18 protein-coding genes, 1 tRNA gene and 1 pseudogene are annotated in these 22,330 nt (G+C 42.8%); 4 read left to right on the top strand and 16 right to left on the bottom strand.

Translation table 11 applies throughout. The annotated features are described in order from the left end of the window. Positions 1–862: 3-phosphoglycerate dehydrogenase (locus AOQ29_RS05275; protein ID WP_061993469.1), on the bottom strand; the 862-nt coding region annotated here is incomplete at its 3' end. A 2-nt stretch (positions 863–864) separates the two neighbouring features. Further along, positions 865–1,950 carry a 3-phosphoserine/phosphohydroxythreonine transaminase gene (gene serC, locus AOQ29_RS05270; protein WP_114674996.1) on the bottom strand — a complete coding sequence of 362 codons (1,086 nt, stop codon included), beginning with the start codon at positions 1,948–1,950 and terminating at the stop codon, positions 865–867. A gap of 259 nt (positions 1,951–2,209) precedes the next feature. Here serC and AOQ29_RS05265 point away from each other — a divergent pair. Then, positions 2,210–2,293, top strand: a tRNA-Leu gene (locus tag AOQ29_RS05265). 1,464 nt (positions 2,294–3,757) lie between these two features. On the opposite strand, the gene AOQ29_RS05255 is transcribed toward AOQ29_RS05265, so the two are convergent. Together AOQ29_RS05255 and AOQ29_RS05250 are read right to left on the bottom strand one after the other, a co-directional pair. Beyond that, positions 3,758–4,561, bottom strand: coding sequence for a DUF3800 domain-containing protein (locus AOQ29_RS05255; RefSeq protein ID WP_061993468.1), 804 nt, complete (start codon positions 4,559–4,561; stop codon positions 3,758–3,760). Positions 4,562–4,900: 339 nt separating this feature from the next. Continuing rightward, a complete protein-coding gene (locus AOQ29_RS05250; RefSeq protein WP_061993467.1) occupies positions 4,901–5,149 on the bottom strand; it encodes a type II toxin-antitoxin system HicB family antitoxin in 249 nt (82 codons plus the stop codon). A gap of 588 nt (positions 5,150–5,737) precedes the next feature. On the opposite strand from AOQ29_RS05250, the gene AOQ29_RS05245 reads away from it, so the two are divergent. Then, positions 5,738–6,535 carry a sulfite exporter TauE/SafE family protein gene (locus AOQ29_RS05245; protein WP_061993466.1) on the top strand — a complete coding sequence of 266 codons (798 nt, stop codon included), beginning with the start codon at positions 5,738–5,740 and terminating at the stop codon, positions 6,533–6,535. 180 nt (positions 6,536–6,715) lie between these two features. Further along, a complete protein-coding gene (locus AOQ29_RS05240; protein ID WP_061993465.1) occupies positions 6,716–7,366 on the top strand; it encodes an NAD(P)-dependent oxidoreductase in 651 nt (216 codons plus the stop codon). Positions 7,367–7,410: 44 nt separating this feature from the next. Here the strand turns inward: AOQ29_RS05240 and asp3 are convergent, their stop codons facing one another. From asp3 to AOQ29_RS05205, 7 genes are all read right to left on the bottom strand, one after another. After that, complete coding sequence (gene asp3, locus AOQ29_RS05235; protein WP_061993464.1) at positions 7,411–8,979, bottom strand: accessory Sec system protein Asp3; 1,569 nt, start codon at positions 8,977–8,979, stop codon at positions 7,411–7,413. After that, entirely contained in the window at positions 8,979–10,517 is a 1,539-nt protein-coding gene (gene asp2 / locus AOQ29_RS05230; RefSeq protein WP_061993463.1) for an accessory Sec system protein Asp2, read from the bottom strand. Before asp2 ends, asp3 begins: the two co-directional genes overlap by 1 nt. A 41-nt stretch (positions 10,518–10,558) precedes the next feature. Further along, positions 10,559–12,013 (bottom strand): accessory Sec system glycosyltransferase Asp1, encoded by a 1,455-nt coding sequence (asp1, locus tag AOQ29_RS05225; RefSeq protein ID WP_061993462.1) that lies wholly within the window; start codon positions 12,011–12,013, stop codon positions 10,559–10,561. Positions 12,014–12,035: 22 nt separating this feature from the next. Continuing rightward, on the bottom strand, positions 12,036–12,869 hold the full coding sequence (locus tag AOQ29_RS05220) for a hypothetical protein (protein WP_061993461.1): 834 nt from the start codon (positions 12,867–12,869) through the stop codon (positions 12,036–12,038). After that, positions 12,854–14,317, bottom strand: a complete 1,464-nt coding sequence (locus AOQ29_RS05215) for a glycosyltransferase (protein ID WP_061993460.1) — start codon at positions 14,315–14,317, stop codon at positions 12,854–12,856. Before AOQ29_RS05215 ends, AOQ29_RS05220 begins: the two co-directional genes overlap by 16 nt. A gap of 87 nt (positions 14,318–14,404) precedes the next feature. Then, on the bottom strand, positions 14,405–15,394 hold the full coding sequence (gene pta, locus AOQ29_RS05210) for a phosphate acetyltransferase (RefSeq protein ID WP_061993459.1): 990 nt from the start codon (positions 15,392–15,394) through the stop codon (positions 14,405–14,407). 65 nt (positions 15,395–15,459) lie between these two features. Beyond that, positions 15,460–16,134: a uracil-DNA glycosylase gene (locus AOQ29_RS05205; protein WP_061993458.1), complete on the bottom strand. Its 675-nt coding sequence runs from the start codon at positions 16,132–16,134 to the stop codon at positions 15,460–15,462. 104 nt (positions 16,135–16,238) lie between these two features. On the opposite strand from AOQ29_RS05205, the gene AOQ29_RS05200 reads away from it, so the two are divergent. After that, on the top strand, positions 16,239–16,955 hold the full coding sequence (locus tag AOQ29_RS05200) for a hypothetical protein (RefSeq protein ID WP_061993457.1): 717 nt from the start codon (positions 16,239–16,241) through the stop codon (positions 16,953–16,955). Positions 16,956–17,047: 92 nt separating this feature from the next. Here AOQ29_RS05200 and cls read toward each other — a convergent pair whose 3' ends face one another. From cls to AOQ29_RS08065, 5 genes and pseudogenes are all read right to left on the bottom strand, one after another. Continuing rightward, positions 17,048–18,514, bottom strand: a complete 1,467-nt coding sequence (gene cls, locus AOQ29_RS05195; RefSeq protein ID WP_061993456.1) for a cardiolipin synthase — start codon at positions 18,512–18,514, stop codon at positions 17,048–17,050. 43 nt (positions 18,515–18,557) lie between these two features. Next, the gene (locus tag AOQ29_RS05190; protein ID WP_061993455.1) at positions 18,558–19,091 is read right to left on the bottom strand and encodes an adenine phosphoribosyltransferase; all 534 of its coding nucleotides are present in this window, start codon (positions 19,089–19,091) and stop codon (positions 18,558–18,560) included. A gap of 16 nt (positions 19,092–19,107) precedes the next feature. Beyond that, positions 19,108–21,240, bottom strand: coding sequence for a single-stranded-DNA-specific exonuclease RecJ (gene recJ / locus AOQ29_RS05185; RefSeq protein ID WP_061993454.1), 2,133 nt, complete (start codon positions 21,238–21,240; stop codon positions 19,108–19,110). Next, the gene (gene rnz / locus AOQ29_RS05180; protein ID WP_061993453.1) at positions 21,227–22,183 is read right to left on the bottom strand and encodes a ribonuclease Z; all 957 of its coding nucleotides are present in this window, start codon (positions 22,181–22,183) and stop codon (positions 21,227–21,229) included. Before rnz ends, recJ begins: the two co-directional genes overlap by 14 nt. A gap of 42 nt (positions 22,184–22,225) precedes the next feature. Continuing rightward, positions 22,226–22,330: pseudogene (locus AOQ29_RS08065) on the bottom strand (tRNA (guanosine(37)-N1)-methyltransferase TrmD); the annotation flags it as partial.

Below are 22,330 nucleotides of genomic sequence, written 5' to 3'. Positions count from 1 at the left end.
GCTGCTTAGCCGCCATTAATGCACTGGTGTCTTCGGCTTCAACCGTTGATCCACCGATATGAGGCGTGATAACAACTTTATCGTTATCGAACAAGACTGGGTTACTAAAGTCGGTCAAAAACATTCTTAATTTGCCAGCATCAAGAGCGGCCACAGCGGCCTCATCATCAACAATCCCACCCCGGGAAAAGTTAATCAAAGCAGCCGAATCTTTCATTAAAGCAAGTTTCTTGGCATCAATGAAATGGTTGTTTTCTTCCGTGTATGGAATATGAACCGTGACGAAGTCGGCTTGTGCCAAAACTTCATCCACGTTTTTAGCGTGGGTAATGTGGCGGTCAACTCGCCAAGCCGTGTTAGCGTTTAGACCTGGATCGTACCCAATCACCTTCATACCAAAGGCGAGGGCAATGTTGGCCACTTTTGAACCGACGTTTCCCAGACCAATCACACCCAAGGTCTTCTGGTACAACTCGGTTCCGCGGTAACTTCCCTTATTTGATTCTGTTCGAAGGGAAACATCCCCGCCCCGCATTTCATTGGAAAAATTAATGGCCCCAATGATTGGCCGGGCCGCCATAATCAAGGCGGCAACCGTCAATTCCTTGACAGCATTGGCATTCCCACCCGGCGTGTTAAAAACCGGGATACCGCGCTTTGACAATTCTTCCACCGGAATATTATTAAAACCAGCCCCTGCTCGAACGACCGCCTTGACTGAGGCAGGAATTTCTTCCTTGTGGAGGTCTTGCGAACGAAGAACAATTCCATCGGCAGCTTGGTCGGCGTTAATTTGGTAACCGGCTTCCTTCAAATAATCAAGTCCCGTGTGACTAATCGCGTTATAGGTTTTAATATTCATGGCTAGTTTTCCTTTGCGGCTTTCTTCAAGAAATCAATCAAGGTATCGACGGCGGCCATCGGCTGGGCATTATAGAGCGACGCCCGGAACCCACCAACTGACCGGTGGCCGGCCAGATGATGGAGCCCAGCTACATCAGCGTCTTGGCTAATCTTCTTATCCAAGTCGGCATCCCCCGTTGTAAAGACGACGTTGGTAATTGACCGGTCGGTCCCTTGAACAGGGACCTGGTAAAAGTCAGATTGATCTAAGTAATCGTAAAGTTTAGCAGCCTTCTTTTGGTTGTTGACGTACATCTGATCGACCCCACCCTGGTCCTTGACCCAATCAAGGACTAGGCCTAAGGCGTAGATGCTAAAGACAGGTGGCGTATTGTACATCGAATCCTTATCAACATAGGTTTGGTAGCGCATCATCGGACCAACGTTTTCAATTTTTTGTTCGGCTAACCAGTCTTTCTTTACGATAGCAACCGTCACCCCGGCTGGTCCCAAGTTCTTCTGGGCTCCGGCAAAGATGGCAGAAAACTTGGTCACATCGTATGGCTCAGCTAAAATATTGGACGACATATCGGCCACTAGGTGACCGTTAGTCTTTGGCAAATTACTTTGGTGGTAGGTACTACCTTCAATCGTGTTATTGGTGGTGATATGAAGGTAGTCATAGTCACTAGACTGGAAGTCATGAGGCAATTCTGGCAAGTACCGGTACTTTTCTTCCCGGGAGCTAGCAACAATCACACCCTTCTTGCCAACTGCATTGGCAGCCTTGGCGGCCTTATTGGCAAAATTACCGGAATCTAAAACGGCGACCTGCCCTGTTTGGTTAGCAAAATTGAGGGGAAGCATTTCAAACTGCAAGGACCCTCCACCTTGGATAAACAAAACAGCATAGTCGTCGGGAATGGCCATCAAATCCCGGAGCTGAGCTTCGGCGTGTTTGATGATATTTTCAAAACGAGGACTGCGGTGTGAAATCTCTAAAATACTATAGTTCGAGTTTTCTTCCGCCGCTAAATCGTTTTTGATTTTGGTAATGACTTCATTTGGTAAGACCCCAGGTCCGGCCGAAAAATTGTAGGTACCCACTTTAATTCCTCCCATTTCCAATAAAAAAAGCACAATGCGCCGTTAGCGCCTGTGCTCACCTGAAGGTTTTCTTGCTGCATATTATCGAGTCGACCCCAGGGAGTCCAGGACGCCAATGGCTGTTGTCGTCCAATCTCTTCAACCAACCAACCCATGACTGGATTAATTGGTCTAGGATTAAACCTATTGTACGAGATGAATAAACAAAGTCAAGACTTGTCTTTATTCTAACTTGCGGGTATACTTAAACTTGTTTGTTGCCAATGTGGCGGAACTGGCAGACGCGTACCGTTCAGGTCGGTATGGTGATTTCACCGTGCAGGTTCGATTCCTGTCATTGGCATGTTTTTTTAGTGAAAAATTGACAAACACATGAAACCGTTATTTATCGGCTATACGCTGGCAGATAGCGGTTTTTTCGTGCTGTGAATCCTATACATATAACTATGACTCAGTGTGTTAAGAGCCATTCTATGGAAATGAGTGACGTTTTATTGAGACATTTGTACATTTTTTGTACACCTCTAAGAAAGTCGCCGAAATTAGTAAAATTGGTATACCTATGAAAAACCGCCTAGTCATGATTTGACTGGACGGTTTTTGCTTGTTGATTTGTTGGATTATTGCAAAAAATATAAAATGCTCATTATAATTCTGAACGTCGTTCTTTGATTAAGGCTTCTAATTCGTTTAAATCGTCTTCTGTTGCTAACTTACGAATGAATGACCTCGAATAAGTTCGATATGATAGATATTTTTGTGTTCTTTATTCTTTTCAGCCCAACGCTTGTTGGCCTCATTTTGAGCAGTGGTTGAGCTTTCATATTCTGAAGGCCACCCTACTTTTTTATACGTCATTTAAAAATTACCTTCCATACAATAATAATTACTAATACAATACCTACAAAAGTGAAAAATTTTCTTATTTCTCGCTTACTTCCTTTTGTAACTTCAATCGTTACTTTTTTGCCTTTTTTACTAATATATTCTTTTTTCATTGTGTGATAATATAAGTGCACACGAAGGGGCTTACGCCCTGTGGTATTTTTACCACTTAATCGTAATCGAGAACTTAAGAATTTTGAAGTTGATTTCAAAGGCTACTTCAATTTTCTTAGGTTTTTTCTTTTACTCATATTCCTTTCCTCAGCAATATTTTGAATGAATGTTATATCCCTCAAGAGCATTCAAATCAAATTCAATTATCACTTTCGGATTCTTTGTTATTATTTTTCACCCTATTACTCATTGCATTAATAATTGATCCGATAATACCAACAACAACTTTGTACACAACGTAAGCTGCGACCAGCGATAGATATACTACAAATCCGATTATGAATACTAATATAAAAATTGGAATTAACATTACTCAACCTCTCTCGTTTCGCATTTATCTTTCTATTGTACAAGTATCCTTTCGACCTGGTGCAAAAACTATTTTTATAGAAGATGTGTCTAAATATGATGCACTACTTTTAAAAAGATAAAGTTGTTTATTGAAGGCTGCAATACAAATCGCGATCAAATGAAACTAGTAATTATTTACTTTGATATATAAGGGAGCTTTTCCTGTTCCATTAAATATCAAAGGCGACATTCCTAAGAATGTCGCCTTCCAGGAGGTGTTAGTGCATATCTATGCACGGATGGAGCTACCCATACGACAATTTAATGTCAACACCCTTCAACATGAAAATTAATTACAATGTACGTCAAGACGCAATTAAGCATCTAAAAGGAGTTACCCTTATACGTACCTGATACAGTCATTGTATTAAATCCTTTACAATTTGTCAATAAATAGTCATTTTTTTACAACAACACCATATTTTGTTGCCCCGTCAGTATTACCAGCATTGTATCTATGCTTTCGAATTGCCATTTTATAAATACTCGGTTTTGATTGACCGGCATTAGCATATGCCAGTAGCAATGGGCGTGGAATAAAATCAGCAATTTGTAATCCGGGGACATTCTCTTTCTTACATCGAAATTTACTACCATTAAATGATTTTTGTATATCCAGTGCCGAATATACACTCGTGCCATGGACAATAATTTTATTTATCATTTTTTTTGTTCTTAAATCCAAAATATCAGAATTATCATCCTGCCTACTTTCAAGAACTAATTCGCCGCATGCACTTTTCTTTTTAAGAAATAGCACAAAGTTCTCAATAATAACTTTTAAAGCAATATTATATGCCTCATATTCATCAACGTATTTTGAATAATTTTCATTAATAGATGTCTGATCAACAACTAGTCCAAAAATATCCAAATCATACTGATTTATAATATTACCAATTCCTGAAATAGCTAGATTTTTATTTTTATATTCGCCCACGAACACCTCGTATGTAGGCCTCCTAATCAGCAAGTTACTATTATTGCTTCTTATTTCAGATTCATGAAAGATATTCATTTTTGCTTCATTTTTAGAATAGCCTAAATCTCTGCTCCAAATTTTAGTTTTAATCTGATTCATACTATTACGAATACTTGGTTCACTGGCAGAAGGAATCGCGACACCTGCTATACTGTACAAAAAATTGCCTGACTTAGATTTAAATTTAGATTCGTCTAAATATAATGTATAGTAGTTCATCTTATATCTCCATTAAAAAATAATATTTTATGTTTCAGTTCATCAACATTATTTATTACATGTAGCCGATTACAAGTTTAATTCGAACACATCTACAGAAACTTCCGATGATTTGTTCAGCCTTGAATTTCATCTTATTACATCAAAAATATCCACAGCAGCAGAACCAAATATATTCAGAAACATCAATTTTTAAAATTCAACTAATCCCATATCTTTTTTCAAGTGCATTGGTTAAAATTTCTGATACGTTATAGCCCTTCATTTTTCCAGATCACTTAAATCCTCCAGGACAATTACTTTTTCAAAATTACTTTGAAACTACCTTCAGATAATCAGCTAATGACAACCTACCATCCACACAAGTCCCTCTTTCGCATCAACCTCGCTAAACTGTGTCGCGGCGGGAACAGTTAACGTTGTGGACAAGGCCAATTCAATCGCTTCTTTAATTTTGACAATAATTTCTTCGACGGTATTTCCACTTGTAAAGGCACTTGGAACATCTGGGACATTAGCCCAAAACATTCCACCCTCTTCATGAATGAAGACTGGGTAAGTCATGCTAAATTCAGTTTGATTATTCATTCGGCTATTTCCTCCTTAACAATCTTAGTTCAACAATATTATAATATATAAAATTTCATAAAAATAAATGATTTTTGATAATTTTAAACATTAACAGACATCACCACCACTTCCATCATTTTTAAATTTTTAAACTAATTTTCCTTATTTCGCCTTGATAACACCCCTCACACAAAGTACTAATAATTTAACCTAAAATTAATATAATTCCATTGCATTCCGTTCTCTTTCGTTTTAAACTTATAGACATGCTGTTCCCGCACTAACTTGTTTGTGATACTCGTTTTAAAAATTAAAACAAATACCACCCGTAATTTGTAGCGGTGCAAACGTGGCGATGCAGTGGTATCAAAATGACCGATATCAACTTCTAAAATTGCAAAACCAGGCCTGGAAACAACATTTTCTCGGCTCATGGCCCTTTTCAATTTTAGAAGATGATCTCTCGTCTTGAATAACTTTTGTTATTGGCATGCACAGCAACTCTCATAAAGAAAAAGGCTGTTGTAATCATTGATAATCAGTGTTTACAACGGCTTTTATCGTTTCATCAATATAAAAAAATACTTTGGAGGTTTAGTCATTCATATGACAGCTCATTATTTGCAAGTTATTTTAGTTCTCTTTCCCCTAGGAATTTTGGCAGGAATTGCCAGCACTACAGCTGGTTTGGCTTCCCTCGTATCTTATCCAGCCCTATTGGCCGTTGGTGTGCCACCAGTCTTTGCCGACGTTACCAATACCGCTGCCTTGGTTATGACGGGACTCGGGTCAACAGTTTCATCACACAAGCAGTTGGGTGAGCATAAAAAAGAATTTTTCCAGATTTTGCCCCTAACAGTTCTTGGAAGTATCTTCGGGGCCTGGTTGCTCCTGTCAGAACCAGCCTCATACTTTACTAAGGTCGTTCCTTTCTTCGTTTTGGTCGCCGGTTTGCTCTTGCTCTCTCAAGTTAACAAAGGCAAGAATAACCCCCTTAATTTGACCAAGGATGAATCCCTAGAAAACGATGCCCATTCACCAATCTACAAAGTTGCCATTTCAATCGGGATTTTGCTAGTTGGGATGTACTGTGGCTACTTTGGTGCCGCCGGAGGTGTGATGCTCTTAGCCATCCTCTCGGCCACCACAACGATGCCCTTTGCTTCTTACAACGCCATTAAGAACGTTTCCCTGGGTGCCTCAAACCTGATTGCGACCGTCATCTATGCCTTCACTTCCCACATTTACTGGGGCTTTGTCGTGCCATTGGGAATTGGCCTCTTTATCGGTGGCTACATCGGTCCTAAAATCGTCGAAATCATCCCCGAAAAGATTTTAAAAATCGTCGTCAGTATTTTGGCCATCCTCTTATCAATTGACCTCTTCGTTAAGGCCTACTTTTAAAATTAACCACATCGAACTCACAGCTCGGCAGCACATTTCTGTTTTTAGGAATATGCTGCCGGGTTTTTATTTTTTACAAGTCTGAATCCCTATGGTAAAATAACTTTAATGTATTTTTTAAAAATACACATCGCTTAATCACTCAATCTAAAAGTAATTTGCCTTGAAAGGATGTTTTACATGAAAGTATTAGTTATTGGTGCTACCGGAATGGCTGGATCAGCCATCGTGACAGCTGCCCTTGCCGCTGGCGACCAAGTGACAGCCAACGGTCGGTCAGCTGAAAAACTTGCTGACCTCAAAGCCGCTAATCCTGATATCGAAGTCCTTGCCAAGGATGCCTTTGATTTAACTAAAGAAGAAATTGCGGTCTTTGACGTCGTTGTCGATGCTTTCTCAGCACCATCAGCGCCTTATCTCCAAATCGACTTAGCTGCTCAATTGGTTAAGTTCTTGCGCAACGAACCAAAGCCTCGTTTGGCCTTTGTCCTCGGAGCTAGTTCATTAACTACCGGCGAAGATAACCATCTTCTCTTGGATGACTTAGCTAAGGTCCCCGGTGCCGAAGCCTGGATTGGTATTCCACAAAGCCAAGTCTTCGAATTAGAATTCCTTCGTCACGTTGAAAACGTTTCTTGGTTTGGTCTTTCACCAGCCAATGAATTTGTGGCGGGGCCTGCCGACCCTCAGCCTTTGCAAGCCCAAGATACCCTCTTGATCAATGACAAGGGTGAATCAAAGACGACTTCCGGCACTTTGGCGGAAGCCTTGGTCGCTGAATATCATAATCCTAAGTATCCAAATAGCCGTTTTACAGTCGCTAATCATTAATAAAGACAAAAAGAAGATGTCGTCAATTATGACGACATCTTCTTTTATTTTTTCTGACGAATAAAAAATGATTGTAAATGGTTGACTGGCTCTTTGTCAGTATCGTCAACCATTAATTCACTATCGTCCGTGCCGGCCCTCTCAGGCTGGTCAGACTTTTGCTCAGTGACCTGCTTTTTATTTAGTCGACTGATTGGTAATTCCGCTATTTTCATCGCATTAGCAGTCTCTTCTGAATTTGTAGTACCCGCCATAGCTGAGGCAGATTCTGATCCCGGTTCAGTTTGAACTGCTGACTCAGGTTCCTGAGAGTCAACTGTAGCAAGTGATTTAGCCTGACTATCAACTGACTGAGCTGATATAGTCTCTGACTCTTCTACTTCTGCCTGCGTCGCTGGATCAAGCACCTTCGTAGTTGATGAAGATGCAGACTCGGATTCCTGGTCAACTGTCTGTTCAGTTAGCTCTGGCGCTAAATCAGTTGAAAATTCAATCTCAGCTTGTGAGTCAGTTGAAGTGTCCTCGTCCTCAGAAACCACTTTAGTGACTGCCTCAACTGGTTTAGTCGGACTAGTGGACTGACTTTCCGCCTTTTTCAGCATTTTGGCCTCTTTTTTACTAATTGGCCAAGCTGGATAAGCCAGATTCGCTAGCAAATCAATTTGTGGCTGGAAGGTCGTGACCAAGCTCGGATTAGGTTCCAGGCCCGCAGCAACCAAGAAAGTATCGTCTGCACTCACATCTTCCATCACAGTCCGTTCTGCGCTCTTCATGAAATCAGTCATGGTGCTAGCCGCCGCTTGCTTGGGACTTCCATCTAACAACTGACTTGGATCACAAATGACAGCGTGGCTATCCTTAATTTGCCGGCGATAATTAATTGCGACAGCCGACGAGATTAGGCCATAGCCAACGAACTCGACGGTTTTCGCCTTAGCCTGTTTCTTGGCCTCGTTAATAACTGTCATGATTCGTTGGTCATAGAAATCTGAGCTGTGTAAAAAGTCGGTAGCCAAATACAAGACGGCCTGTGGTGCATCTTTAATACTTTGCACCGGGTAGTCTGTTCTCTTAAGCTCCGGTTCATTAAAAATAACGCGTAAGGTCTTTGTATTGATTTTTTCGGGAATCGTTAGGTAAGCCCCTAGGTGCTCGGTGACCATTTGGTCGCCATCCCTTAACCAGCCGGTGGTTCTTTCGACTATATCAACTTCATAAAAATGAAAATCACCCGTCCCAGCAGACATTAAGTTCAGTTGGTAGTGATCGTAGGCAGCTGGTACCTGTAAATCAAATTTGTCGCTGCTTTGATACTGGTTCAGAATAATTTCATTTTGACTATCGAAAAAAATCCAATTTAGATAAGCATGCATTCGCTCAGAATTTTTTACTCGGCGGATTGTTCGGTAAACTTTTCCTGGCTTTAACCGCGGCAATGTTGCCGAATCTTTATTCGTAAAATAGTTGGCCGTATCGTTCCAGCTGGCAATTATCCGACCAGAGGGCAAAAAATGGTTTGTGTAGTGAACATCGTCTTCCTGCAAATAATCAACAATCGCTCCTTGAAGTTCGGACAGCTTTGTTTCTGGTCGCCAATAGATTTGATATTGCATTACCGCCATCCTTCCTGATTGATTATTTTCGCTTGTTTAACAATTTCATTTTTTAAAAAATAAACCATCTGATCAATCTGTTCTTCATGCAGTCCAGGTAAACTTTCATGGTGGTAGTCAACTTGGTGTTGCTTTAGATACTGTGTCAATAATGGCAATGACCGTCCATCATAGTCATCTTGGTCCATCGTAAAGAGTGAAAGTTCACTGTCTTGCCAATTAACTTGGTCTAACGACTGCCAGAGTTTTTTATCAAGAACTGCTGTTTCGCTTTTATCTAAGTGCCCTGTGAAAATGTACCGCGTATCTAAAGGCCAGTCACGGTTAATTCCTTGATGGGCAAAGTCACCTTGTTCAGTAAAGGTTCCCAACTGGATAATTGGTTTGGCTAAAATCAGGTGGTTGACGCCCATTTTCCCAGCATAATACATCGCTGGATAGGAGCCCATTGAATAACCGGCGAAGATACTTTCATACTTAGTCAGGTTCAGTTGGTCTTGAGCGGCCTTAATTTTTTGCATAACCAACGTTTCATACTCATCGTTGCCGACCATAAAGGCTCCACCTTGGCCACGCGCATCAGCAAAGAGCAAGTATGGGTACCCTAGCTCATCTAACGGCCCCATCATTTCAAAGCCCTCGATATGGAGGCGGCTTCCGGCAAACATGACCACCAGCGGACCACTCTTCGTTCCTGGATTAAAGTAAGACAAAACTTCTTGACCATCAGTAGTTAAGTCGCGGTCTCCAGCCGGTAAAAAGTATCCCAAACCATGGCGTGACCGCCGTTGATGTACATTATGTAGGTTTAGTTTTCCTTGTCCCTTAGCTAAGACTAAGATTTGATAATCTTGGTAAGTTGCGGGTGCCTTGATTGTTGACAAGCGTTTAACATCCGGCTTTTGCAAGACCTGCATTTGTTGCAAGCGACCATTCTGGAAAAAAACAAAGTTTAAGGCCAGTTCAGCTGAACCTTCAGCCTGGTAATCGCAATAAATTAGGTTTTCCTGCCCTGGTTGATAATCACCTGGAAAGGTTTTAAGGGTTCCGATTTGTCTGAATTCTTCGCCAAAGTCACCAGTCACTTCAGTTGAAAACCGACCCGTTCGCTTAAAATGCCAATCAGCTTGAATTTCTGGAATGAACTGGGTCTCAGAAAAACGAGTTGGAAAGCCAACCTGACCAATATAGAGGTCCAAGAGCAGCCGGTGACTCACTGCACCAGGAGTGGTTTCATCAAAATGAAAAGCCCCTCGTTTCTCCAAAGCTTCTTGCAAGTTCTGGTTAAAATTGCTTGCTTGGCCAAGATAAACAACCCGATAGGCTGGCCACTCGGTCACTAATTGTGCTAAAAGATTGGAATTGATGACCAAATCAGTCAACACAACATAGGTATAGGCTAAAAAGCTCGGATCAGCCTGTTGAGCCAAAAGAACTGGCAAATCAATACTAGAGCTATAGTGCCAATCGATTTCAGCAGTTTCAATTTGATTGGACCAATCTTCTGCCCCAATTTGTAAAACGGACAATTGAGCCATAACAGGCCTCCTTTTCATTTTGATTTGTTGGTAAGAAACATTTAGGCATTCTTAACCGTTAAGGCATCCTGCCACTGTTGTGCCAAGGCCAATGGTGTATAATACTTTTTCCACGAAACCAGTTCAATATGAAAATTTTGCCAATAAGTTTTATCCAATAAAGCTTCAAGGCGGTCACGTAATTCGGTTGCCGAACTGATTGGTCGATTATCAGCTTTCTGATAAGCATTTTGGACAATCGTCAACGCTGGTACACCCACTGCTAAAGCCTGGCTCTGCAAAACTAGGTCGGTATCAACGGCCAAATCAAGAACTACCGCCGCCGTTTGCAAAAACGATTGGCGCTTTTCCTTGCTCTGCCAGTCAATCAAGACAAACTGTCCTGTCAACCGACGTACCTGGTCGTCATCTAAGTGTTGGTCGGCTTGCTTTTGGTTAATTAAATCAGTCAAGACTGGCTGCATACTTTCCTGCCAACGGTCGTTTTCGATAATCGTCACGAAATTGGCATTTTCAACAGCTAAATCAACCAAAGTGTTTAAGTATTTGCGAATTTTACCCGAATCAACTAGACCTTGGCGCCAATAGGCAACAAAGTCTTCCTGTGGCCGGCTCTCTGCAATATCATGGTCAATCGTAAAGGGTGCTAATACTTTGGCCGGTTCTTGGACCAAGCCATCAATAGATGATATTTGGTGTTGACCACTGATTGTCTTAAAATTCAATAATTCAGCTGAACTGACTTGTTGATCTGGTCGTGCTCCCAAAAATGGATAATTGAGAACAAAGACTGGGTGTTGCCTTTCAGCAGCTTTAGCCAGAGCCAAATTTTCACTACTAGGCTCAACGAGCACTACCCAATCATCTTCACCTTGCTGAGCAAGCCATTCAGATAAGGCCGCTTGAGCCACATCCGTAATGTTGAAATAATTCTCAGTACGACCATCAGGCCACTGAACTTGAATTTGACTAGTGGTGTAATCGTGGACCATCACAACTTGACCACCTTGACTCAAATACTCGGCCTTGACCAAGGTGTTCCCCTGGTAAAACAAGGCCCGTGAAACGAAACCACGGTCGTCAATCGTTAATTGCTGGTAGACTTGCCCATTCCGCAAAAAATCAATCCGATCAATTAAGTCGGCCTTGGGATAAGTAAAAAAAATATTGGCATAGGGTTGGTGACCAACTAAGACCACAATTCGGTCATACATACGGATAAACTCATCCGCTGCGGGCCAAGTAAAATCATTAACCTGTAATGGATTACGGTCAGTCAAAGTTACTCGTTGAATATAGTCATAAACGGACCAGAGTTTCACATCTTCGATTTCTGCCTGGCCCAACCATGTCCTTAATTTTGGAAAGTAATTTGAAAACAAAACCGTCACTTGATTATCAGTTGATAAAAAAAGTCGTGTTAAAGCTAGTGCTCCATCGACTTCATTTTTCGGATTTGAGTCTTCTTGCCAAGTTGGTAGTAGAGATATCTTCAAGGTGTTCTCCTTTGCTGGTCAATTAATCCAACCAAGTAATCTTTGTCGTTGGCAACTTAGCCTCGCGAATAGCGGGCTCAGCTGCCCTGTTCAAAGCTACCGTCGTTACGGCATGGTTGCTATTTTGTAAGATGTCTTTCAGCTGCGGGTCAACTTCCTGGTTAGCCGTCAATATTCCGGCTGGTAAGGCTAACTTTGTGCCGGGCAATGCCAGATTTAAGTCCCAGCCCAATGAACAAAGTTGAATTTCGCAGTCAGGTCGTTGACGCATAACTGCTTTGATATGTTCTTCGGCATTGGGAAAGTGGTTTAATTCTTGGTCCAGGACATAGTTCCGGTTACCTTGAAAATAAAAGTCCTGCATCACCACTTGGTCTTGGCCAATATAAAAATCAGATTGTAGCAACTGGCCACCATCAAAATACTGGCGGGCAAATAGCCGACCGTTGCGCTGATAAATTTCTTTTCGATCAATTTCGCCCAAAATATTTTTCCAAGAAACAGCTTGAACTAACCGGTTCGAATTGGCAAACCAGCGAACATCCGCTAAGACTCGTCCACTTGAAACAATTGCCTTGGTCCAATCAGGGTTAACCACTAATTGAGCCTGGTTGGGGACTGGTAAGTCATAAAACCAAAGACCATCACTATCGGCCTGTTCAGACAGGTAGGTTTGACTCGACAGGTCAAAAATCTTGTCCAAGGGCAAGTCCAAATGATTAGCAATATCGATGGCATCTTCATGTGGCGTTACCAGCCATAATTCGGCCAAATGACCAGCCTTAAATTGATCAATTTGCCAAATCACCTCAGGAGCCGTTCTGTTATCGAAATTATTAATTAATCCAACTTGCATGTCAGCTTCCTTTCTAGGTTCAACCAATCTTGGCGAATTGTTTCAATCTGATACTTTTTAGCCGTTGCTAGGGCTCCGGCTGATAATTCTTCGTAGTTATTAAAACAATCTAAAATAGCTTGGGCCAAGTTTTCAACGTTCTGTTGCCGACTGGCATCATCACGACCAAAGTCAGCTAACCAACCGTTTTCGCCCGAATGAATTAATTCTTTGGCACCAAAGTCGTTGGCATAAGATGCCACGGGCAAGCCGCGCGACAGCGCCTCCAAGTATGTTAGGCCAAACCCTTCTGAGTAAGATGCAGACACGAAGACATCGTCACTAGCAATATCAGCAGCCACGTTTTGCGATAGACCGGCCAAATGAATGTGCTTCTTCATCCCCAATTTCTTAATTTGTTCTTTGAGTGGGTCTTTTTCGGCCCCAGCCCCATAAATGGTCAATCGGATTGAATGTTTTTGTTCGGCTAATAAAGCCACTGCATCAATGATTTGATCAAGGTGCTTTTCGGGGTGCAGGCGTGAAGCCGTGACAATATTCATTGTCTTGCCTTCGTGTTCCTTAACGGGACCAAATTTTTCGACCCCACCAACGGGAATGGCTACAATTTTATCCAAATTTTCCGGCTTAGTATAGCCAGCCAAATCTTTTGCCAGTCCTTCTTTTTGGGCATGGGTGGCAACAACCACCGCATCATAGTCATCAAGGTGATCAAGCATGTATTGGTAAAAGTTATTAAATAAAATCTGTTGACCATGGCGTTCAACGAAGTGGTTGGCATGGACCATACCAACGACCTTTTGCTGGCCACCGCGTTCTTTTAATTTGACTAGGGTTTCATCAAAAAACGTTCCGCGGTCAATGTAATAAATATTTTGACCAAAATGTTGGTCTAATTGATCAATGAAAAATTCAATCAACTCTTCATAAGTTTGGAAATAATAGTTTTGACCTAAAAAGTTTTCAACGTAGATATCTTGCATGATTTTTTCGCCAGGACCTGGTCGATAAGACCAGGTAACACGGTGGCTGCCGTTAGTTAATTCAACCTGGGCATCATCAACAATGAAAAGCTTCTTTTGTTCGTTATAAACTTTATTCTTTAACAGTCGGTATTGGTAGTCACCAGTAGTTTGACCCACCGCAAAACGATGAGTCTGAGTTTGATCAATCAACGTATTCGTTGTCATTTTATGAATTTGGTCCGTACTAATTCCTTGGTCTAAATAAAGACCAGGATCGTTGGCCAGCAAAAAATCGTAAAGGCCAATTACATTTTTTTCGGCCAACTGCCATTCTTGCATGTGCAAATGCAACTCTGGCAAGTAATTGACAAAGACTAATTTATAGTCCTGTTGGTTTTCATCAAAACATTGAGCTCGATAAAATTGAGCGTGTTCGACACCCGAATTACCATGGCCCATTCCTTGATTCAAGAAAAAATTCATCTCAATCTCCCCCATCACTCGTCTTCTACGACTATCAATAGCTAAAGAAAAAGTTAACCAAACAGTTGTGCCGGCTAACCTATTTTTTTAACGCTGTGCTAAGGCCTGAGCCGCCGTAATAATGGCCGCCTTCACAACGTCATCCTTTGATGCTCCCCGTGATAAATCAGAAACGGGCTTAGCTAATCCTTGCAAAATCGGACCAACAGCTTCAAAACCACCCATTCGTTGGGCAATCTTGTAGCCAATATTACCTGCTTCTAAGCTAGGGAAGACAAAAACATTCGCCTGGCCAGCAACAGTTGATTCAGGTGCCTTAGCAGCCGCGACATTGGCGACAAAAGCGGCATCGAACTGCAATTCACCATCGATTTGATCAGCCAAGTCCGGTGCCAAATCCTTGGCCATCTGAGTAGCAGTGGTAACCTTAGTCACTTCATCACCCTTAGCTGAACCCTTGGTTGAAAATGATAGCATCGCCACCTTTGGATCCAAGCCAAAGACCTGGGCAGTTTGTGCGGATTGCACCGCTACTTCAGCCATTGTTTCAGCATCAATGTTGATGTTAATGGCACAATCAGCAAAAACATAGCGTTCGTCGCCCTTCTCCAAGACAAAGGCCCCTGAAATCCGCTTTGACCCTGGAGCAGTCTTAATTAATTGCAAGGCTGGTCGAACAGTATCACCCGTTGGATGGGTGGCACCAGAAACCATTCCTTCGGCTTCACCCATTTGAACCAAGGTTGTTCCAAAGTAGTTCACATCGGTTAACCATTGTTGGGCTGTCTTTTCATCGGTCTTACCGCGACGACGGTCAACAATCGTCGCTACCATTGCTGCCTTGTCTTCGTCGGAAACTTGGTCAATGTCAATGACTTCGATTGAATCCAAGTTCAAGCTCAAATCTGCTGCTAGTTGGTTAATTTCAGCAGTTGGCCCCAAAACAATTGGCTGAACCAAGTCTTGGTCAGCTAATTCGACGGCTGCCGTCAAAACTCGTTGGTCATTTCCTTCTGGAAAAACAAGACGAATCTTCTTTCCTTTAATTTGTGTTTCAAATTGATCAAAAAGTGACATTGGTATTGCTCCTTATAAGTAAACGATTATTTTCTAAAGTATAACAAAAATTACGGGTTACGTCCCTAGTTAAGCCAGTCAATTTCTGGCCGCTGGTGGTCACGTAAGAACCGATTGGTCTGCGAGAAAGGCGCTGACCCAAAAAAACCACGATAGGCCGCTAAAGGACTTGGATGGGGGGCCTGTAACACTAAGTGTTTGTTTTTATCAATCAGACTAGCTTTCTTTTGAGCCGGCTTACCCCAAAAAATGAAAACCTTGGGCTGGTCATCAGCATTAGCAGCCTGAATCACGGCATCCGTCAGTTTTTCCCAAATTAACCCCTGATGACTATTCGCTTGGCCGGCACTAACGGTCAGAACTGTATTTAAGAGCAAGACCCCCTGGTCGGCCCATGATGATAAATCGTGGCTTAAGCGCTCATGGCCAGAATCCGAAGCCAATTCCTTGAGAATATTACGAAGTGATGGTGGTACTGGCGTATCATCGGGGACCGAAAAGGCTAGGCCTTGAGCTTGGTCAGGACCGTGGTAAGGGTCTTGACCTAAAATCACGACCTTCGTTTGGTCAAGGGGCGTTTTTTGCAAGGCAGCAAAGACGTTTTCTTGGCTTGGATAAGTTACCATATTTGAATCATAAACTTCCGCTAAAAAATCCTCAGCCTGGTACTGGTAGTCGTCGGGTAAAAAGGCAGCTAATGCTGAATCCCAGTCTGAATTAGTTAACGAAAAATTTGCCATGGTATACTACCCCTAAGTTATAATTACTGTATTAAATGTACCAAACCTGGCTAACTAATCACTTAATCTGGCTGGATTTTTACTCTTTCTTAAGGAAACTACTCATGTTAACGATTGCTGACCTGCAAGCATTTAAACCAGCTTACCAAACTGATGCTAAAACTCTCCAAAAAATTGAGGCGGTTATCGCTGCAATGACCGCTTTGGATAAGCACCAGCTGCCCGACCAGTCCCTGCCTCAATTGCTGGAATCCGTCACAAACCTTTATCGTCATCCTGCCCGGTTACCGATTGATGATGCCTTCACCGATTTGAGAGCAACCATCATTGCCTCTTATGGTCTCTGGTTCCTGCCAAACCAAGCCTGGGTAGCAGACTTAGCTGCTTGGCTAGCTGGTCGGCCGGTTGTGGAATTAATGGCTGGCAATGCCGCTATCACTGCGGGCTTACAGCACTTGGGGCATCCAGCCCAAGCAAGTGATACCTTCGACTGGACTGGCCAAGATAATGACCGGCCTCAGCCCTGGACCGAGGTTCAAAATCAAACAGCACTAGCGACAGTGCAAGCTGGTTTGAACCAAGACCCCACTCCAGTATTCTTGCTATCCTGGGCTCCTGATACCAGCGAAGACGACTGGCAGGTCTTGCAAGCCTTACGAGTCAGCCATCAACCCTTTGATTTGCTAGTAATCGGAGAAATCAATGGTGCCACAAATTCCAAAAAGTTCTGGGAAAATGCCAAACTCAACAAGGTTCCCGCCCTTAATCAAAATTATCAAAGTTTTGATAATATCGATGATGCCATTTACTTGGTTCATTAAAAGCAAAGCCACCTATTTCATTGCAAAAATAAAACGATGACCATTTGACCTGGTCATCGTTTTTTTAGAAATTTTTAATTTTAGCCACTTGCTCATAAGATTGGTGCTAACAAGCGAGCAATATATTGCTTAAATGTTAACCACCGACCTTGGTTAGCAAAGTCCACCACGGTTTGTTCAGTGGCAGACTTTAAATCGTTTTCAAAATCTCGCGATAGTTCTTGAGCTAACTTTGAATCATACAAGAAAGCATTAACCTCAAAGTTTAATTTGAAAGAACGAAAATCAAAATTGGCAGAACCAACAGAAGCTAAGTGATTATCTACTACGACGGTCTTGGCATGCAAAAAGCCATTGTCGTAGTAGTAAACCTTAACCCCATACTTAGCCAATTGGCTAGCATAGTACTGAGTTGCTCGATAAACAAAGGGGTGATCTGGCATGCAGGGCACCATAATGCGAACATCGACACCAGAGTTAGCCGCAATCCGTAAGGCATCAAAGGTCGAATCGTCGGGAATTAGGTATGGGGTCTGAATCCAGCACCGTTCCTTGGCTAATTGAATTAGGCGAATATAGCCCATTTTAATTTGTTCATCATCGGATTCTGGACCAGAAGTCACAATTTGCAAATTCGAATGGCCTTGATTTTCCGCTTTCAATTTTGGAAAATAACATGGTTCTGTCACTGGAATTTGATTTTTCGGTGCCGAAGCATTCCAATCTAAAATCAAATGGGCCTGTAAAAAGTAAACCGCTGAACCCGTCAACCGCAAATGGGTATCACGCCAATGGCCAAACTTTTTATCACGACCGAGGTATTGGTCGCCAATATTAAAACCACCAACGTAGCCGACTTCACCATCAATCACGACCATCTTACGGTGATCACGGAAGTTCAATTGAAAATCAATTAAGGTCAACCGTCGTTTCAAGAATGGACCAGCGTGGCCACCAGCCTCTTCCAAGGGCTTGAAGAACTTCTTGGTCGTTCCAAAGGAACCCAAGGCATCGTAAATGACATGAACCGCCACCCCGGCCTTCGCCCGGTCAACCAAGATATCTAAAATTTCACTGCCAAGTTCATCAGCATAAAAAGTATAAAACTCAATATTAATACTTTCTTGAGCCGCTCTTAGGTCAGCCTTCATTTGTTCAAATAAATCTTGGCCAGCGGTAAAAATCTTTACATGATTTTTAGTCGCCAGGGCCGTTTGATTGATATTTTGAAACAAGGTCACCAACGACCGCCCCTGTCTAACTGAAGCAACGGATTCATTTTGGTGTGGATCTATATCCCGGTTTAGGGATTCAGTCTGGGTCATCAAGTCAGCAATATGCTGACGCATCGCTGTTGTGTCCTGGTCTTGATAGGCAAACAACCGTCGATGTGACAACTTTCGACCGGCAAAGGAGTAGATGATAAAACCAACAACAGGTATCAGGGTCAACACTAAAATCCAAGCCCAGGTTGCAGAAATATCGCGTGGTTCGCGCAAAACTGTTATTAGAGCTACGACCGTGTTAATCACATATATTGTTGCGAGGGTAATCAGCATCCTACATCCTTTTATATTTACTTACTACTGTTGCAGGTAAGGCTTAGTATTCCATCAAAGCAACGAATGGTACTTCGCCGGCTTCCATGATTTTTTCACGACCATGTAAGTCTTCCAATTCGATAATAAAGGCAACACCAGCCACAACACCGCCAAGTTCTTCAACAATCTTACGGGTTGCATTGATTGTTCCACCGGTTGCCAACAAATCGTCAACGATCAAAACGCGTTGCCCAGGTTGGATGGCATCTTCATGAATTTCCAATTCATTGACACCACCATATTCCAACGTATAAGAAGCAGAAAGAGCCTTACGAGGAAGCTTACCCGACTTACGGGCTGGAACGAAGCCAATATCCATGGCGTAGGCCAATGGTGAACCAACGATAAAGCCACGTGATTCAGGTCCAGCAATTAAGTCGACCTTCAAATCTTTAGCAAAATCAACGATTTCATCGATAGCTTGTTTGTAGGCCTCTCCGTTTCCCATCAAAGGTGAGATATCACGGAAAGAAACGCCTGGTTCTGGATAGTTTTCTACTGTGGCAACATAGTCGTGTAAATTAATTTTACTCATTTTTATCTTCCTTTATTCAACCGGCTGAACCGGCAAAATATCTCTGGTAAGTTGTTGAACTTTCCAAAGACTTCTTACTACTACTTGGTATACATAAAATTGTCCCAGAACTTATTTTAACAAACTTTAAGTCTAAAAAGACCTGAATCATTAATTTAAATTGCTTTTCCTGGAAAGAAAGTTCGGATAATACCATTTCTAAGTGACCGATCACATCAAGTTGTTGGTGACTGTACAAATATTTATATAATTTTGCAAAATCAGCCGGTCCTGTCTGTTGGAGAGCCAAAGTTAGCGAGCTAACTTGACCACCAGGACGACTCGGTCCTTGATTTTGTTGGACATTCTGCTGGTGTGGATTCGAACTAACTTGACCACTACCTTGACCCCGGTTGGTTCTGGCATCAACTTGATTTGACACAGCCGGTTGCTCTTCAATTTCTGGAAAAACAACATCTTCAATCATAATCTGCAATCGTGTCTTACCGGCAAAAGTATTAACGCCAACACCACCAGCAAGGGTGGCTGTCTTTTTTGTGAGTGCTTCCGCTACTAACTCGGGCTGATTAAAGGCCAAGGCTTCGACTTGCCCCCGTCCCCCAGCAAAGTTTAACTTCAAATGCTGGTTATCCGCCCCCATCGTTTTAACCTCTTGAAGACTAACATCTTCCAAGGCAACGATTGGTTGGGGGTTACCCTGGCCAAATGGCTCTAAGCGAGCAATTTGTTGGTAAAACTCTGGCGTGAGCATTGCTGGACTAATGACAAAATTAACCGCTAGCGGTTGATCAGAAAAATCAAGGTCAACGCCGGCAACCTTCACCTGTTGGCGAACATTGGTCAAGGCCTCTGGCGTCATGCTGACACCTAAAGCCCCGGCATGGCCACCAAAACTTGTAAACTGATCGGCGAAGGCCGATAAGAATTCGTGCAAGTCAAAGTCACCACATGATCGACCTGACCCCTTATAGAGGCCATCAACTAAGGTTAAGGCCACAACCGGTTTGTGAAAGAGGTTCACTAAGCGGGCGGCAACAATTCCTAGGATACCTTGGTGCCAGTCATTTCCAGCCACCAAAAGCACTGGGCTTTCAGCTATTTCTGGATCCTGCAGCTGAGCCTGGGCTTCTGCCAAAACCTGGTCGGCCAAGAGGCGTCGCTCGTCATTCAAGGACTCAACCTCTTTGGCAATGGCCTTTGCCTGGTCTTCATCCTTGGTCAAAAGTAAGTCTAAACCAAGTTGGCCATCTGCTAAGCGACCGATTGCGTTTAATCGCGGAGCCAGCTTAAAACCGATGGTTTCTGCTAAGACAGCCTGTCCCTTGGCATGTTTAGCCGACTTTAGCAAAGCTGCAATCCCTGGTCGTGGACTTTCCTCAATAGCCTTGAGACCCCAAGTTACAAAAGCTCGGTTCTCATCTGTTAGTGATACCACGTCCGCCACGGCCCCCAGGGCAACCAAATCCAAAAATTCGGTTGGTAAGTCTTCTAACCCCTGTGCCGGTTGCCCATCTGCTAAGATAGCCTGGGCAACCTTAAATGCCACACCTGCACCGGAAAGTTCACCAAAGGGATAAGTCCCTTCTGGATGGCGAGGATGGATAATGGCATAGGCATCAGGCAAAACATCTGGCAAAGCATGATGGTCGGTTACCACCACATCAACCCCTTGCGTTTTAGCCCAATCAATGGCCTCCTGGCCACCAACACCATTATCAACTGTGATAATCAAACCAGCACCGGTTTCATCAATCAACCGTTCATAGGTTGCCCGGTTGGGACCATAGCCATCTGTAAACCGGTTCGGTATGTAGGGTGAAACTTCAGCTCCCAAAGAAGTTAACGTTTCAACCATGATGGCGGTACTCGTGATACCGTCGACATCATAATCACCATAAACGACAATTGGTTCACCAGAAAAAACAGCCTCTTGAATTCGCTCAACTGCCTGGTCCATTTGAAAGAATTCAGCTGGATCGTGGATACTGGCAAAGTCCGGTTGGAGAAAAGCACGAGCGGCATTGACGCTGTCAATGCCGTTTTGAACTAGTAAGCCTGCCGTTACTGGCGTTAAATTTAATTGTGCTTGTAATTTTAGGCTCAGTGCAGAATCAGGTTGATCCAGCAACTGCCAATTAGTTGGAACCATGGTGCTCCTTTTTAAATGGCACATCAACAACATCAAAATCCCGAGCAACATATGTATTCGGGAATAAGTTTTTCACATCTGAAATGAATTTTTTCAATAACGGACCAATATACCGGGCTGAAATATGAACCAAAACCAAACGTTCAACGTTGTTCGTTAAGGCAATTTCAGCCGCATCCTTGGATGTTGAATGACCGTGAGCCCGAGCCAACTTCCGTTCTTCCTTACTTTGACCGTATGTTGATTCGTGGACTAAGACGTCGGCATCCTTGGCTAAAATCGCCACTTGGTCATTGGGAAGCGTATCAAAAATTAACGTCACGACCCGACCAGGTTGGGCTGGTCCCAGATAATCTTGACCATTAACGACCCGACCATCATCTAAAGTGACCGTCTTACCGGCTTTTAATTGACCATAAACAGGTCCTGACGGAATTTGGTCGGCCTTAACTTTATCAATCAAAAGTTCACCAGCATGGGCCTTTTCTTCCACGCGGAAGCCCCAGGCCTCAATTCGGTGTTTCATCGGTGCAGCAATGACCTTGAAAGTATCGTCTTCAAAAATCGTACCTGCTTGAATTTCAACAAAGTTGACCGGATAAGTTAGATGGGTATCGGAAACACGTAGAGCTGCCGAAACAAAGCTTTTCAAACCTGCTGGTCCGTAAATTGTCAAAGGTTCACTCTTATCAGCACCCTGGAATGACCGTGATGACAACAAACCTGGCAAACCAAAAATATGGTCTCCGTGGAGGTGAGAAATAAAAATCTTTTCAATTTTACGCGGACGAATGGTTGTTTGTAAAATTTGGTGTTGGGTCGCCTCGCCCACATCAAAAAGCCACACGGCGTTCCGTTCATCCAACAATTTCAAAGCAATGCTTGCCACATTACGGAATTTGGATGGTTGGCCCGATCCGGTTCCTAAAAATTCCAGTTCCATCGGTTTGTTCCTTTTTTCATCACCTAATCGATGAAAGGCAGGCTAATCGTTTTCTTCGGCTAGCTCGCTTTTAATATCATCCAAAAGGTCTCGTTCTTCCTTGCTGAAGGTCCGATTTTCTAATAAATCAGGCCGACGCAAATACGT

This window comes from Fructobacillus ficulneus (assembly GCF_001047075.2).
Classification (GTDB): Bacteria; Bacillota; Bacilli; order Lactobacillales; family Lactobacillaceae; genus Fructobacillus; species Fructobacillus ficulneus.
The sequence above is the reverse complement of the archived record's forward strand: the minus strand, read 5'-3'. Positions and strand labels throughout refer to the sequence as shown.

Bases quoted from the DNA above. Each gene is read 5' to 3' on its own strand.
- AOQ29_RS05255 (WP_061993468.1), bottom strand. From the start codon at position 4,561: ATGAACTACTATACATTATATTTAGACGAATCTAAATTTAAATCTAAG.
- AOQ29_RS05250 (WP_061993467.1), bottom strand. From the start codon at position 5,149: ATGAATAATCAAACTGAATTTAGCATGACTTACCCAGTCTTCATTCAT.
- AOQ29_RS05245 (WP_061993466.1), top strand. From the start codon at position 5,738: ATGACAGCTCATTATTTGCAAGTTATTTTAGTTCTCTTTCCCCTAGGA.
- AOQ29_RS05240 (WP_061993465.1), top strand. From the start codon at position 6,716: ATGAAAGTATTAGTTATTGGTGCTACCGGAATGGCTGGATCAGCCATC.
- asp3 (WP_061993464.1), bottom strand. From the start codon at position 8,979: ATGCAATATCAAATCTATTGGCGACCAGAAACAAAGCTGTCCGAACTT.
- asp2 (WP_061993463.1), bottom strand. From the start codon at position 10,517: ATGGCTCAATTGTCCGTTTTACAAATTGGGGCAGAAGATTGGTCCAAT.
- AOQ29_RS05220 (WP_061993461.1), bottom strand. From the start codon at position 12,869: ATGCAAGTTGGATTAATTAATAATTTCGATAACAGAACGGCTCCTGAG.
- AOQ29_RS05215 (WP_061993460.1), bottom strand. From the start codon at position 14,317: ATGAATTTTTTCTTGAATCAAGGAATGGGCCATGGTAATTCGGGTGTC.
- pta (WP_061993459.1), bottom strand. From the start codon at position 15,394: ATGTCACTTTTTGATCAATTTGAAACACAAATTAAAGGAAAGAAGATT.
- AOQ29_RS05205 (WP_061993458.1), bottom strand. From the start codon at position 16,134: ATGGCAAATTTTTCGTTAACTAATTCAGACTGGGATTCAGCATTAGCT.
- AOQ29_RS05200 (WP_061993457.1), top strand. From the start codon at position 16,239: ATGTTAACGATTGCTGACCTGCAAGCATTTAAACCAGCTTACCAAACT.
- cls (WP_061993456.1), bottom strand. From the start codon at position 18,514: ATGCTGATTACCCTCGCAACAATATATGTGATTAACACGGTCGTAGCT.
- AOQ29_RS05190 (WP_061993455.1), bottom strand. From the start codon at position 19,091: ATGAGTAAAATTAATTTACACGACTATGTTGCCACAGTAGAAAACTAT.
- recJ (WP_061993454.1), bottom strand. From the start codon at position 21,240: ATGGTTCCAACTAATTGGCAGTTGCTGGATCAACCTGATTCTGCACTG.
- rnz (WP_061993453.1), bottom strand. From the start codon at position 22,183: ATGGAACTGGAATTTTTAGGAACCGGATCGGGCCAACCATCCAAATTC.